Raw genomic sequence first — 15,523 nt, 5'->3', positions numbered from 1 at the left:
CTTCATATTTTGCCTTCCATTCCTTAATCTTTTGAGAAGGAATCTCTCCAGATGCCTTAGCCCAACTGATTATCTCTTTGGGATGATAAGGTCGATTATGTTTTTCATTTTTTTCAAGAAGCACTTCAACTATCTTTTCCCTCGTGGGGTGTTTCTTTAGAAATCGAAAAAGTACCTTTGCCTTTTCAGGAGGCTCAGGATAGTCGTCAATCTTTGGATTCCCTTTTAAGTGAACGGCAGGATTATGATCATCTATATCCTGCCAGGCCTCATAGCCATCACTATCTTCATCAGCTACATCAGCTTCAGTATGAGCATATGGATTTCCTGGAGCCAAATCATCAAGACCGACATAGCCATCCTTATCAAAGTCATAAGAGGCCAATTTATCAATAGCTTCTAAACTCAAGAAGCCCTCTCCTCTCTCTATAATTGGCTCTTCTCCTGGCCTCACTTGTATTCCTGTAACTGTGTTAACTCTCAGAAATTCAAATACATCTCCTTCCCCTTCTTCGATATCAATACTTTCCTTTATTATTTTTGTTGCTGCTTCAATATAATTAGAAAAGATAAATCCTCCCGCCACTACAACCATAAAAAACAAAAAGATAGTAATGCCCCTTTTCTTTAATTTGAGAAAAAACATTTTCTCCTCCCCTAAGCTCCTCTCATATTGCTATATTGATTTCTTTCATCTCCTATCAATGCTCTCTTCTTCCTCGATTGAAAAATTACTAAGCGGCCGCATCCCTTTCTCTGGCCTTTCCCTTTGGTGGAGATGAGCGGGTTCGAACCGCTGACCTCCTGCGTGCAAAGCAGGCGCTCTCCCACCTGAGCTACACCCCCTCTTTCAATTAACCCTATATCACTGGTTAACTCGACAGTTAAAAATTCCCTTCTCTCTTTGCCTTCAACCTCTTAAGATTAAAGCCCTTCTCTCCTCCGGCCTTCAGTAGAGATTGATTTTTAACGGCTAATAATATCAACCGCTTATAGAAAACTTTTAACTGTCGAGTGTTACTTATTAATGGCTAATTGATAGTGAGGATTCACCCCTCTAAGGTTAGATGCTTACCTCAACCAGCCTCCCTTCTGCCTGAGGTAAACACCTTCCACCTCCTCTTTTACTCCAGAACTCTGCCTTTAGGCTCTGAAATCAAACCTCTGGCCTACCCCCATCTGCTGCATTATATCCCCTTCTTCCTCTCGGCCAAAAGGGTTGGTGCCCAAACCTATTCCCGGTCCCGGTGATGGTTGCGGATTTGATTCAGCTATCCGATCCCTCGGATTTACCTGTCGCAGTTGGGCTGTTTGTGTCTCTTGAGCCGGTGGTGCAGGCGTTGGTTCAGGTGGCGGTACTGGAGCAGCCGTAACCGCATTAACTCCTTCAACTGGCATCTATCTCCCTCCTCTCCTTAGGAATAAACTGCTCACTCCCCACCCTCTTTGGTGGGCCTATCTGGACTTGAACCAGAGACCTCACGCTTATCAGGCGTGCGCTCTAACCACCTGAGCTATAGGCCCATTAACCAGGGTATTAGGGTTTAGGAATCAACTTTCCCTACAGGCCTATAGCCTGGTAATAACTTACTACCCCTTTCAGTAAAACAAAGAAGCACGCATATACTTCCCTGCTTCCCTTAAGCCCCCCTTTTCCCTTCAGTCTTTCAAAGCTAAATAGGTATGCCTAGTTAGATAGATGACCGACCTAAGTTAGATTTTTCCAACCTAACTCCTTAGAAAGGAGGTGATCCAGCCGCACCTTCCGATACGGCTACCTTGTTACGACTTCACTCCCCTCACCAAATATACCTTCGGCATCTTCCTCCCTGGCGGGTTAGAACAACGACTTCGGGTACGTTCAACTCGGGTAGTGTGACGGGCGGTGTGTACAAGGCCCGGGAACGTATTCACCGTGGCATGCTGATCCACGGTTACTAGCGATTCCGACTTCATGGAGGCGAGTTGCAGCCTCCAATCCGAACTGAGACGCATTTTCTGGGATTAGCTCAACCTCGCGGTTTTGCAGCCCTTTGTATGCGCCATTGTAGCACGTGTGTAGCCCGGGACATAAAGGCCATGAGGACTTGACGTCATCCCCCCCTTCCTCCAGTTTATCACTAGCAGTCCCTTTAGAGTGCCCGGCATAACCCGCTGGCAACTAAGGGCAAGGGTTGCGCTCGTTGCGGAACTTAACCCAACATCTCACGACACGAGCTGACGACAGCCATGCAACACCTGTCACTCTGTCCCTTGCGGGAAAGCTACGCTTTCACGTGCTTTCAGAGTGATGTCAAATCCCGGTAAGGTTCTTCGCGTTGCATCGAATTAAACCACATGCTCCACCGCTTGTGCGGGCCCCCGTCAATTCCTTTGAGTTTCAACCTTGCGGTCGTACTCCCCAGGCGGGGTACTTAATGCGTTAGCTACGGCACAGAAGGGGTCGATACCTCCTACACCTAGTACCCATCGTTTACAGCGTGGACTACCGGGGTATCTAATCCCGTTTGCTCCCCACGCTTTCGCGCTTCAGTGTCAGTTTCAGGCCAGAGAGCCGCCTTCGCCACTGGTGTTCCTCCCGATATCTACGCATTTCACCGCTCCACCGGGAATTCCCCTCTCCTCTCCTGTACTCAAGCCAGACAGTTTCAGATGGCCTCACAGGGTTAAGCCCTGAGTTTTCACATCTGACTTATCAAGCCACCTACACGCCCTTTACGCCCAGTAAATCCGAACAACGCTCGCCCCATACGTATTACCGCGGCTGCTGGCACGTATTTAGCCGGAGCTTCCTTTGGCAATACCGTCATCCAGGTAGCCTTTTAAGCTCCCCGATTTCTTCTTGCCTGACAGGGCTTTACAATCCGAAGACCTTCATCACCCACACGGCGTCGCTGCGTCAGGGTTTCCCCCATTGCGCAATATCCCTCACTGCTGCCTCCCGTAGGAGTCTGGACCGTGTCTCAGTTCCAGTGTGGCCGATCACCCTCTCAGGTCGGCTACTGATCTCAGTCTTGGTAGGCCATTACCCTCCCAACTAACTAATCAGCCGCGGGCTCATCCCCAAGCAACAGCTTGAATCAGAGGCCACCTTTCATCAATCTGATATGCATCAGACTGATTTTATTCGGTATTAGCATCTCTTTCGAGATGTTATCCCCATCTTGGGGGTAAATTACCCACGTGTTACTCACCCGTTCGCCACTATCAGCTAAATGGAAGGAAATCCAAGGTCCACTCCGAAGAGTCTCTCTCTTCCTTCCTTCCAAGCTGACCGTTCGACTTGCATGTGTTAGGCACGCCGCCAGCGTTCGTTCTGAGCCAGGATCAAACTCTCCATAAAAAATTCTAAAAGATTGTCAATCTTTTTTTCGTTTTATGACCCGCATCTATCTAAACTCTGGCATCCTATTTAGTTTTCAAAGACCGCTTCCTTCTGCCACTGTGTCAAGTATAGCATTTTTCCCCTACCTTGTCAAGGGATTTTAAATAAATTTTTTTAAAAAAATCTTAGATGATGAAAGTCAAGGCCTTATCTTGACTTGGCTAACCTCTACCTTCTCTGGTTAAAAAAAAGAAGATGACGGTAGAAAGAAAAACCAGACCACTTGAGGTAAAAAAGACACAAGGCAGATTTAATAAATCCATCACTAACCCTGAAAGTAGAGGGCTAAATACGTTTCCTAAACTCATCGCCGTATTGAAAAGTCCCATTACGGAACCTATCCCCTTTTCCTTACCCACCCTGGTCGCCAGGGCCAAAGAAGCAGGAATAGCCATGGCACTGCCCAGTCCCATAATGATTGAAGCCAACAAAAGCTCCCTGAAGTTGGTGGTCATGGGGATAATAAATAACGCTGTCCCCACTACTAAGCTGCCCAAGATAATGAGATTAATCTTATTAAATCTGTCAGCCATTTTGCCAAAACTCCTCTGCAAAATGGCGGTAAGCAGGACATTGAGGCTGATAATCAAACCTATTTGAGACGGCTTCACCTTGATAGACCCAGCAAAGAGGGGTAAGAAGGCCATTACGGCTGATAATCCAACGGCATTGATTCCCCTGAATAACATCAGGGCCTTGACTACATTGTTTTGTAATATCTGACCAAGGCCTTCGGGTCTTTTTCTCTTAGTGGATGGGGTGATTTCAGGGAGAAATTTCAGGATAAACAAGGTCGTAAGCCCGCTCAGCCCCCCCATAAGGTAAAAGGCAGAATTCATCCCAAAGAGGTCGGTCAATGTCCCACCGATCAAAGGCCCAGCAGCCATCCCCAGGAAAAGAGAAGTGATAAAGGTGCCCATGTATTCTCCCTCTTTATCCGGCGGGGCTATTTCACCAATATAGGTAGTGGCTACCGGAAGGATCATCGCCGAAGCCATACCGTGGAGAAAGCGAACGCTGATCAATAAAGCCACTGAATTACATAGGGCATAAGCCAGAGAGAAAAGGGTATAAAAAGATAGCCCGGTCAGGATGAAGACCTTCCTGCCCCGATAGTCGGAAAGCTTTCCGATCAGGGGAGTGAAAACAGCGCGCGATAAAGCGAAGGCAGCAAAAATCAGGCCCAGGTAGACCCCCTTTGCCCCCAATTCTTCAGCATAGATGCCCATGAGGGGAACAATTATTCCCATCCCCACCATAGTGGTAAATACAGCTACAAATAAGACCTTAAACACCCGTCTCTTCAAATCTTCCTCCTATTACGCGGTCGACGATGGTCATCGTTTCGGCTACTCTAAGATGGTCCACTGTTCACGGTCAATAGCCGGCCAGTGGCCCTCTATGGACGGAGAGTGGACGGGGTGGACTGTGTGGACGGGGTGGACAGTGTAGACAGCGGACTCTGTCCCGACTGGCCGAAACGATGATCATCACCGAAAAAGGCTTGACACAAGAAGTGCCCCTATGATATATTTCCAGGCAGAGGACGAACGTCTCTCTAAATAGCAACAGGAGGTATCTCTTGAAACCAACCGATTTGGCCCCGCTGGAGTTCTGGAAGGAACTTTTAGGAAAACTGCATAGACTGACCGGTCTGACTACCCTTTTATATGATTCGGGAAATAAATCTCTCTATCCGCCTGAATCCTTTGCCAACGAACTCTGTAAGCTTATAATGAGCAGTCCCTCAACCAGTTCCGCTATCTGCGGCCTGGCCCACCAGGTTATCGCCACTATGGCTAAAAAAAGCTGCCAACCACAAGTCCAGGAATGCGACCTGGGAATGATAAAGATGGTGGTGCCGATTTTCAAGAAGGGAGAATTCTTCGGCGCGGTTGGCGCCTGTGGTCTGCTACCGGAAGAAGAGGGAGAGGTAGATACCTTTTTGGCCGCTAAAAACCTCGGATGCCAGGAAGCAGAGATCGAACAGTTGACCGCCGGGATTAAAATTCTGCCAGACGATAAAATCGAGGCCGCCCTGGAATTCATCTTGAGGGAACTGGAAGGCATCGGGGCTGAGAGCGGCAAGTAAGACCTGTGAGGATGGTTTCGTGAACACTCTCTTCTGTATGCACTTAGCTATACCACCGAGAAGCTAAGTTCAGGAGATAATCGTAGACTTCAATTCCGCCGGTAATTTTACGGGCCGGCCGGATTTATTCAAGCAGGCTATCCGGGTTATCCCCCAAACAATGACCCGTTGATCAGATTTGCTCTTGATCGTGTGCTCCAGAGTGAAACTGGCCCGGCTGAGGTGGGTCATCCTGGTGCCTATCTCAAGCAATTCTCCATATCTGGCCGGAGACTTGTAATCTATCTCTAACCTGACTACTGGAAAGAGTATCCCCTGGGAATGGTAATCTAAAAGAGAAATCCCTCTTTCTTGTAAATATTCCGTCCTGGCCCGCTCGAAGTATCTCAGGTAATTGGCATAATAGACCACGCCACCCGCATCTGTATCCTCATAATAGACCTTTAGTTCCATCTTGACCTGTGAAAATCCTATAATTCAAAGTCTCCATGCTTTTTGATATGAGCTACCAGACCACCCTCAGAAAGAATAGTAGTCATCACTGGAGGCAAAGGGGAAAAGGGAAGGGTCTCGTCTTTAGTTAGATTGACCGCTTTACCCGCTGAAAGGTTAACCTCCAGCTCATCCCCAGGGTCAATCGAGTCAGTATCACAGAAGATCACGGGCAGCCCTACATTTATGGCATTCCGATAAAATATCCTCGCAAAGGACTTGGCCAGCACGGCTGAGATACCTGATAGCTTGATAATGGTCGGGGCATGTTCTCGGGAAGAACCTAGGCCAAAGTTCTTCCCCCCGACCACAAAATCTCCGGGTTTCATCCTGGAAGCAAATTCAGGATCAGCATCTTCCAGGAGGTGTTTGGCCAGTTCCGGCAGGTTGGACCGAAGATGAAAATATCGTCCCGGACAGATCAGGTCAGTACTAATATCATCGCCAAATTTAAAGGCCTTACCTTTGAGTTTCGAGTTCGGGGCACCCGCTGGCGGGTGGTCGAGTTTCGAGTTCATTTGGATTCGGCTCGCTCCTATCTCGGATCGGTAATTTGGCCAGTCAGAGCAGAAGCAGCGGCAATAGCTGGTGAGGAGAGATAGATATTGCCTCTGGGATTACCCATCCGGCCCAGGAAATTTCGGTTCTGAGTGGAGAGACAGTTTTCCTCATCCCCTAACACACCCTGATGAACCCCGACACAGGCACCGCATCCCGGCGGCACTATAGTCGCGCCGGCTTCCAGAAAGACTTCTATTAGCCCTTCTCTAAGGGCAGCTAAATAGACCCGGCGTGAAGCCGGAGTAATAAGCAATCGGACCTGAGGATGCCTTTGTTTTCCTCGCAGAATTTGGGCAGCTACCCTGAGGTCGGTCAGCCGGCCATTGGTGCAGGTGCCAATCAAGACTTGGTGGATGGGTATTCCGGCCACCTCCTCTACTGATTTAACATTATCTACCGTATGGGGGCAAGCCACCAAAGGCGTAAGATTTCCGGCCTCAATCTTTATCTCTCTTTCATAGACAGCATCAGCATCAGCCGCTATCGGCCGGAAAACATCCCCTCGGCCATCTCGGGCCAGGAATAACCTGGTCATCTCATCAGAGGGGAACAAACCGGCCTTGGCCCCGGCTTCAACCGCCATATTAGCTATGGTCATTCGGTCACTTATCTCCATAGCTTCAATAGTTGATCCCCCAAATTCGAGGGCCTTGTAAGTGGCTCCATCGGCGCCGATCATCCCAATGAGATAAAGAATAAGGTCCTTGGAGTAAACACCCGGCGGGAAGTTCCCCGCCACTTCGATCCTGAAGGTCTCTGGCACCCGAAGCCAGGTCTTACCCATGGCCATCCCCACGGCGACATCGGTTGATCCCATGCCGGTGGCAAAAGCCCCTAAGGCACCCCCACTGCAGGTGTGAGAATCAGCCCCAATCAAGATCTGTCCCGGTTCAAGGTAAGACTCGAATACGATCTGATGACATACCCCTTCACCGACATCAAATATCTTCCCCCCAGTCTTTTGGGCAAATTTACGCAGCAGGATATGGTCGTTAGAGAGCTCCTGGCGCGGACTGGGCGCGGCATGATCCAGAAAAAAGAAGCATCTCTCCGGGTTGGCCAAAGACTCAAACCCCATTGATTCTATTTGACGAACCGTGAGAGGCCCGGTGCCATCCTGGACCAGACAAAGATCCACCCTGGCCACGACAAAATCGCCGGCCTTGACCCCCTGGCCGGCATGAGTTAAAATAATCTTTTCAGCGATCGTTAATCCCATCTTTTAATATGGCCTTGTTCATCGTTTCGGCTACTCTAAGAGGGTCCACTGTTCACGGTCAATAGCCGGCCAGTGGCCTTCTATGGACGGGGTGGACGGGGTGGACTGTATGGACGGGGTGGACGGGATGGACGGGATGGACGGTGGGCTCTATCCCGACCTGGCCCAAACGATGATCATCGCCCTAATATTTCCCCTGCAGCCGCAGGAACCAGCCGTGGTTGGTATAATCGTTATCCGAGATCATCGCCCTAATATTTCCCCTGCAGCCGCAGGAACCAGCCGTGGTTGGTGTAATCGTTATCCGAGATCATCGCCCTAATATTTCCCCTGCAGCGCCGTCAGAGCCGCACGGGTAAATAGTAAGCCGAGCCAAACGATGATCATTGCCCTAATATTTCCCCGATGGTAGATGGATTAGCAAAGATGAATTCAGCCCCACACTGACCCAAACGATGATCATCACCCTAATATTTGCCCTGCAGCCGCAGGAACCAGCCGTGGGTGGTGTAATCGTTATCCGAGTAAAGATTGTCTGAAAAGTTGGTGAAGTTATAGCCGGCACCAACTCTTATGTCCCCGCCCAACCTCCTGTTTACCTCTAAGAGGCAGCCATCTCTGCGCTCATCGGCCTCATTTTGTCTCAGGATTCGATATTCCACATCCGCATCCCATTTAGGGGTGATATGGAAATTAAGCCGATTAATGAGCAGGTCAGTTCTGGTGGAACCTAAATCTCTTCTGTTCCGCTCTTCTCCTCGCCACCTGACAGCCGCCTTTTCCACTAACTGGAATCTTTGGCTCAGATCAAAGGTCCCTTCCACCGCGGCGATATGGCTCTCCCTTTTGTAACCGCTGCCTGGCCGTAGATCCAAGAGATTGGTATACTTAGCCAGGAGGTTGATCCGGTCATAATAAATAGGTCGATAGGCCAGGCCGGCGCTTAGCTCTCTAAATTGGGCTTCGTCTTTCTTGGTAGTCTCATCCTTAGTCAGGCCGTAGTTTATTTTCCCCATAGCCGAGAGATCATCTGACAGTTTCATGTTGGCGGCATTGAGGGTCTGGAAACGGCGCCTTTTGCGGCCTAAATCCTCAGCCAGGATAAGTTCCCACTTGGTGGAGGCTTTACCCTTATCTGAAGCCAGATACTCCAGACCTACGGAAACGGCGTCCTTCGAGCTGTCCTCACCATTATCCACGTTAATTTCACTTCGTTCATAATTCAGGTTAGCCATAACCCCTTTGGCTAATTGCCACTGATTATTCAGACCAACTAAGGCCTGATTGGTCCTTCCGCTCACCGCACTGGTCAACTCATACCTGGCGTAAACCTCGCTTAGTTCACTCAACTTATGGCTCGTCTCCATCATAGTGGTTTGTTTCTTTCCGGTTATAGTATGCATCAAGCTGGCCGTTATTTGCTCTGAAACCTTAGCCGCCAACCCAATCAGGGCGCTATTACCCTGACTGCCCACTGTTCCCTGAAGACGTGCCGTTAATTTCTCACTCAGTTTGGCCAGCAGCCCGGCTGTAGCCTGATGGTTTTCTTTCCCTTCCAGGGTATGCTGGTATTTAACCGAGGCCTGGAATCGATCAGATATTTGCCAGCCTATTCTGGCCGCCAGGCTGTCTATCTTTTCCTGGTCGGTATCCTGAGGGTCTTTAACAGCGGTATGTTGATAGGCCGCGGCCAGGTCAAGACGATCTAATCTTTGTTCTATATCCAGGCTGGTTACCTGTTCCTCTTGGCCGCGAAGGATTTTTGAGGATTTGGTCAGGGTGTGTTTGAGCGTAATCGTATTATGCTCATTCAAATGGGTAATAAGCTCTCCGCCGGTCTTTTCCGACCCTTGTTCCTGGATACTTCCATTAGCCGAGAAACCAGCCTCCAGTTTTTTGTAATAAGCTCCAAGCCGCAGCCAATCACCCCGATCCCCAAGCCATTCAGCCACCTCGGTCTGAAAATTAACCTTGAGGGCCTGACCTTCTGCATCTCCAATCGCTACCCTGGAAAAACTCAGCCCCCCGTCATCACTGAGGTAATTCTCAGTATCTTCCTGCTTACTCTGCCCCCATTCAGCCGAAAGGGCTGTTTTTTCTCCCAGCTTCAGGGTCAGATCGCCCCCCATTAATTCATAGTTTTTATCGGCCCGGTTTTCGTTGACATAAGTAGCTCCAAGGGCAATATGGTGGCCAAGCTGTTGTCTTATTCGTCCGCCGGCCGTGCCCTTTCGAAAGTCATCTACTTCATACTCGTAATCGATCACGATCCAGACCGGATGACCGGGCAGGAGTCGATAATCAATCAAGGTATCGGAATCAACCACGCTGGGCACGGGTTGTTTGAGATAGAGGCGTCCTTCCTCATATTTGATGGTATAATCAACGTGGCGCTCTAAGCCTTCTCTGGCCAGCACCCGTCCGTTATCCTTATCCCTGACCTCAAGCCTTACCTGCTCGGAGCCTTCAACCACGCCTTCATGGTTTAAGTAATAGATGGATCCACCATTAGCCGCTATTTCATTATGGGCCGATCTCTGATGGGCCTCCGCGCCAAAGAGGATAATCCTGGTCATCGGATCTCCGTAGCGTGTCTTGGAAACAGACTGAAACTTGAGCTTGCCGCCATACAGCGTTCGGTTATATCCGGCCAACTCGGTTTCGGAAAGTCCTGTGGCATAGTTGCCAAAAAGCAGGGAAGACTCATCTTTCTCAACCCGAAGGTAAAAAAGTTCCTGGACATCCGAATCATAGACGGAATTGGAACTATCACCATAGATAGGATAATATTTATCCGGGTCGAGATTGGTCAGGAGTCGTTTTTCATCCTTCCGGTCAGTATCCAGGGAAGAGGTAATAAGGTATTTGCCTTTTATCTTACCCTTCAGATAATAGGCCAGCCGGCCTTCAGCGTAGAGTTCCCCGTCATATTTATCATCGGATGCCAGGGGTTCAATATTTCCAGACGTTTCGATCTGCCCCATAAGTCCATCGGCCACCGCTACCAGAAAGATATAATCAGTCCTAACGGTCACCACTCTTTCTACTTTCGACACCTCGCCGTCTTTAGTGATGGCCTCAACCGTGAGATAATTTCTACCCTCCCTTAATTTCACCTCAGCGCTAAAACTTCCATCGGGAGATGTTCTTACCGCCCGTTCATTTATCCTAACCAAAACCCCCGGGTCGGTCTTCCCTCTAATGGTTAGACTATCCTGGTGGATAGTTTCTCCCTCAGGCGGAAGTTGAATCACTAATTTGAGCCGGCCGTTTTGGCGCTTCACATCTTCATCGGTTAAGATAGATATGGTCTCAGTAGCCGCCCTGGTATATCCAGCTGGATTTTTAGCCATGATCCGATAAGTCGTTATTCCCCGCCCCAGGTTAAGGCTAAGTTTAAAGGTCCCATCAGGGGCTACCGCTACTGGTTCGTCATTGATGGTTATCTGGTTGTTTGGCTCAGTCATCCCTTGCAGGACAACCTCTATCAACTTACTTAATTCTTCTTCATGAATCAGCATCTCTTCTCTTTCCACTGGAACAATCTTAACCGAGGGAATCCTTCTGGTAACCACCGCCCGCCTGCCTTTAAGATCGATCATATCTAACTCGATCTTATTTTCTTTGATCTGATGGGGCAAGCAGGTATGAGAGAAGTCATACTTGTCGGAAAAGGGGACATCTATTTCGTTGAGCAGCACCCTAGGCGTATATTCTCGAGTCGGGACATAGGGGGCTTCTATGGGTTCCTTACCGCCGCTCTTTATCTCTACCCGCCGGTTAAGCTGCATTCCTTCTTCCGTTAAGTTGGTGGCTACCGGCCGTGATTCACCGTATCCAATGGGAGTTAGTCTTTCCCTGGCAATACCCTCTACCTCAACCAGATATTCCTTAACTGAATTTGCCCGGCGTTCAGAGAGGCCCTGATTGTATTCATCCGAGGCCCTCCAGTCACAATGCCCTTCAATAATCACGGGCTGGTCCGGATATTTTCTGAGGACTTTAGCCGCCTCCTTCAAGTTCTCCTTTGCCTCCGGCCGCAGGAAAGACTTATCCGTATCAAAGAGGGCGCCGCGCAGGACAATGGAGATAGCTCTTTCTTCCCCTACCCCGAAATCCTTGGTCGGAGAAATAGCTACATCCCCATTTACTTTCTCGACGAGAAGCTTATAAGAGTAAATTTCGCCGGGTCTGACCAAAGCTCCATCCTTACTCCTCCCATCCCAGGGGATATCAGGGGGAAGTTCTCCTTCTCCCAGGAGGCTCCAAAAGATTTCCCCCCGAGGGTCACTAATTATAAATGACCACTTTTTAATCTCTCCCACATCCCATAATTCATAGATAAAAATAGGATTTTCGATTAACGCATCTCCCTTAACCATAACTTTGTCTTCAAACTCCGGTTTAAGCTTAATATCAGCCAGAGGCAGACCCACGTCCTGACCGTTTATCTCCACCTTCATCGTCATAACATTTCCGGTAACTACCACCGGTCCTGGTTCGGTTTTTGATTCAACGGTCAATCTTACGGGCAGCACTACTTCTTCCGGACATTGGATACCGAAATTAACCTTGGCGATAAGGCCGGGGGTAAGATCAACAAATCGGGATTCTTCCGTGGTAAAGCCGGCCCCTGACGGGATAGTCGTTTTATCCGCCTTGATTACCCTGGTTCCAGGCTGGATCCCCTTCAGATGATACTTACCGGTAGCGTCGGTCGAGGCAATGACCCAACCATTGTCCAGGGCTATCTTAACCCCTTCCAGCCCTATATCGTTGGGATCCCACTCACCGTCACCATCATAGTCGCAGAAGACACGTCCAATGATGTGACACTGATTAAACACCGGATCAGAGACTACCTCAACGACCACCGAAGCCGTGTCCGAACTAAATTCGCCGGTTTCATCCTTAATCCAGGCAGCATTTTTATATTCCCCAGGAATAACCCCGGCGCCAATTACCAACTGATAACTCACCGCCGTGGTGCTCCGGGCCGGCAACATACCCAGATCAAAGTTCAATTCCCGACCATCATCTGAAATATTCGGATCATCTGCCGGAGAATCATTGAGATAGGTAGTCCCAGGGAGATATTTGAAACCAGATGGAATCTGATCTTCAATATTTATCGGGCCAACCTCAATGTAATTGTGATTTTTTACGCTGACCGTATAGGTCAGATATTCACCGACCATAACCTCGTGTTTATCTGTCTCCTTAAGCACTAACAGATGGCCGTCATAGGGGACAGGCAGCTCTACCCAAATTAATTCATTAGGCTTAATGACAATGCCTGAAGTATCTCCAAGTAAAACATCATCCTTGACAAATGTTACCTGATAGGTGGTTGGCTCCAGATAGTCAATGGTGAAGTGGCCAGCCTCATCTGTCTTGACATCCTCCTTAACCGGCCTGGCTGGGTCAATGGCTGTAACTATTGTTCCCGGAAGCCCTACATCCTCTGGATCTTTGATCTGGTCTCCGTCATAATCAATAAATACCCGGCCGCTAATCACCCCCAGGCCAACCACGCCATTGATGTGCACCACCGTCGGGTTATCACCGTTGGTGCTGTCTCCATCATCATCGGTTATCTCCTCAATGTCTTTGCCGGTAACCAGACCCTGATTACTTATGGGGGTTCCTTTAGCCAAGCCTGGATCGATCCGGACCTGGAAGGTGACGATCGCCCCCTCGCCTACCCGAATCTGTCCAATATACAGACCAGTCAAGAGAGGAGAGACAGAACCCGGCAGATCAGAAATCGGATTTCCATTTAAGGTAGTGCTGGCCGGCACATAGGTCGTAAGAAGCGGCGTAGCATCCTGGAAGATTACATTAACGGCATCGGCCACACCATCATTAGGTATCCGGATGATATATTCCAGCAGATCGCCCGGTAAGATCAACCCGCCATTTACGTCCCTTACTTCTTTAATAGTGCCGGAGAGATCAGGCAGGCCGCTGACCACCACATCGGTAGACTGATCACCATTCTCATCTCGACCATCAGAGTCAGTCGGTTCAGGGACGGTCTCCTTGCTGGTAACCACACCCTGGTTAGAAATGAGGGTCCCGGTTTCCACCTCATCTTTTATTTTAACCTGAAAGGTGAGGATCTCAGCCTGATTAATCCCAAATTCCTTAAAACGCCATATCAGAGTAGAACCCTGAATCTCATGCGGCCCCAAACCTGATCCCTTGCCTACATAAGTTACCTGGGAGGGGAGGGGATCGGTAACCACCACCTCTGTGGCCGTATCATTTCCCGTATTGCGGACGATGATCTCGTATTCCAGGAGGTCGCCAGGATTGATCTCCTGATCTTGATCCAAGTCTTCCACGGTCTTGGTGGTAGTAGAGAAATTCGGTCCTCCGCCCACCCGCAGATCAGTCGATTGATCGCCGTTGGCATCTTCTCCGTCACTGTCTGTCGGTTCCGGAACCAGTTCTACACAGTCTACTTCCCCCTGGTTACTGATAATGACATCCTTGGCCAGGTGCGCTCCAACCCGGACATCAAAACTGATTTCAGCCCTGCCTCCAGCCGGCAGATGCCCAATTCGGACAAAAATGCCTCCTGGATAGGTATGGTTGTAATCTCCGTCATCGAAGTCAGCCGCATCAGTCAGTAAGCTGCCTTTAAGTTTTAATGTCTTTGGGATATATTCGGTCTGGCCCGGTATAGGATCTCTAAACACCGTCTCAGTGGCTGTTCCATTTCCTGTATTTCTGACCACAATAGTATAAGTCACTATCTCACCCGGCATAGGACCGGGATTACTGACCACTTTGGTGGTATCAGAAAGATTGGGTTTATTGATATTCACAGGGATATTCGGTTCCACTGGCTTATCATTTTCAGACGTTACTACGGCTTTATTTCTGATCTCGGATATCCCTTCTGGCAAGGGATCAGCTATCCGGACCTTGAAGGCTACCATGGATTCAGAATAGGGCGGAACAGTGCCTATTCTCCAAATCAGGACAGAAGTATTAGAGTCATCTACTCCATGGCCGGTTATACTTCCGGCCATATAGCCGGTATATTCGGGTATGGTGTCAGTGACCACTACGCCGGTGGCTTCTCCCCCCCCGGTATTCTTAACCGTAATGGTATAGAGGATAGTCTCTCCCGGCTCAGCCAATCCGTTTTTATTCAGGTCTTCGTCTAAAGAAGCTGTCTTAATTGTTCCGGATAGATCCGGATTTTTAACTACCACTTTCTTAGTCGGATCATTCGGCTCAGGGGTGTTAGGGTCATCCGATGGCTCGTCCGGGATATTGTCTCCGGTAACTATGGCCTGATTGCTTATCTCATTTACACTAAGCGGCAGAGGGTCGTTTATCCTGATCTTGAAACCAAGCACGACGTTGGCTCCAGCCGTAACAGTTCCTAACTGCCAACGTAGACTGTTCGGTAATTGCGCCTCACTGCCTCCGGTGCCGGTGATACTGCCGGAGACATAGGCAGTATAATCAGGGATGGTATCGGTGACCACCGCATTATTAGCCGGGGCATTGCCTATGTTCTGGATAGTGATGGTATAACTGAGCACCTCTCCTGGATTGGCCTGACCGTCAAGATTGGCATCCTCTAAGGAAACTGTTTTTAAAGTCGAGGAGAGATCAGGCCAGTTAAGCGGTTTATCAGTCGGATCATTCGGCTCAGGGGTGTTAGGGTCATCCGATGGCTCCTCAGGGATATTGTCTCCGGTGACTATGGCCTGGTTGCTTATCTTACTTACACTAAGTGGAAGAGGATCGTTTA

General features: G+C 49.2%; 8 protein-coding genes, 2 tRNA genes and 1 rRNA gene. 1 reads left to right on the top strand and 10 read right to left on the bottom strand.

Annotation, left to right across the window (positions count from 1 at the left end; all coding sequences use genetic code 11):
- From AB1797_05730 to AB1797_05705, 6 genes are all read right to left on the bottom strand, one after another.
- A partial coding sequence (locus tag AB1797_05730) for a hypothetical protein (protein MEW5767113.1) occupies nt 1-595 on the bottom strand: 595 nt, incomplete at its 3' end.
- Between the two features lie 175 nt (nt 596-770).
- Nucleotides 771-846 (bottom strand) — tRNA-Ala (locus tag AB1797_05725).
- A gap of 297 nt (nt 847-1,143) precedes the next feature.
- Complete coding sequence (locus AB1797_05720) at nt 1,144-1,398, bottom strand: hypothetical protein (GenBank protein ID MEW5767112.1); 255 nt, start codon at nt 1,396-1,398, stop codon at nt 1,144-1,146.
- 49 nt (nt 1,399-1,447) lie between these two features.
- Nucleotides 1,448-1,524: transfer RNA gene (locus AB1797_05715), tRNA-Ile, on the bottom strand.
- Nucleotides 1,525-1,740: 216 nt separating this feature from the next.
- Nucleotides 1,741-3,343: ribosomal RNA gene (locus tag AB1797_05710) — 16S ribosomal RNA — on the bottom strand.
- Nucleotides 3,344-3,546: 203 nt separating this feature from the next.
- Complete coding sequence (locus AB1797_05705; GenBank protein ID MEW5767111.1) at nt 3,547-4,692, bottom strand: MFS transporter; 1,146 nt, start codon at nt 4,690-4,692, stop codon at nt 3,547-3,549.
- A gap of 275 nt (nt 4,693-4,967) precedes the next feature.
- Here AB1797_05705 and AB1797_05700 point away from each other — a divergent pair, with 275 nt between their 5' ends.
- Entirely contained in the window at nt 4,968-5,477 is a 510-nt protein-coding gene (locus AB1797_05700) for a PocR ligand-binding domain-containing protein (GenBank protein MEW5767110.1), read from the top strand.
- Between the two features lie 69 nt (nt 5,478-5,546).
- Here AB1797_05700 and AB1797_05695 read toward each other — a convergent pair whose 3' ends face one another.
- The 4 genes from AB1797_05695 to AB1797_05680 all read right to left on the bottom strand — a co-directional run.
- Nucleotides 5,547-5,930 (bottom strand): YbgC/FadM family acyl-CoA thioesterase, encoded by a 384-nt coding sequence (locus tag AB1797_05695; protein ID MEW5767109.1) that lies wholly within the window; start codon nt 5,928-5,930, stop codon nt 5,547-5,549.
- Between the two features lie 17 nt (nt 5,931-5,947).
- Complete coding sequence (locus AB1797_05690; protein MEW5767108.1) at nt 5,948-6,487, bottom strand: 3-isopropylmalate dehydratase small subunit; 540 nt, start codon at nt 6,485-6,487, stop codon at nt 5,948-5,950.
- Nucleotides 6,488-6,504: 17 nt separating this feature from the next.
- Nucleotides 6,505-7,749 (bottom strand): 3-isopropylmalate dehydratase large subunit, encoded by a 1,245-nt coding sequence (locus AB1797_05685; protein MEW5767107.1) that lies wholly within the window; start codon nt 7,747-7,749, stop codon nt 6,505-6,507.
- A gap of 467 nt (nt 7,750-8,216) precedes the next feature.
- Nucleotides 8,217-15,523, bottom strand: a 7,307-nt coding sequence (locus AB1797_05680) for an OmpA family protein (GenBank protein ID MEW5767106.1), incomplete at its 5' end; no start/stop codon positions are given.

The sequence above is a fragment of the bacterium genome (assembly GCA_040753085.1).
In the GTDB taxonomy this organism is placed as follows: domain Bacteria; phylum UBA9089; class JASEGY01; order JASEGY01; family JASEGY01; genus JASEGY01.
Note: the sequence above shows the minus strand (reverse complement) of the source record. Positions and strands in the feature narration are given on the sequence as shown.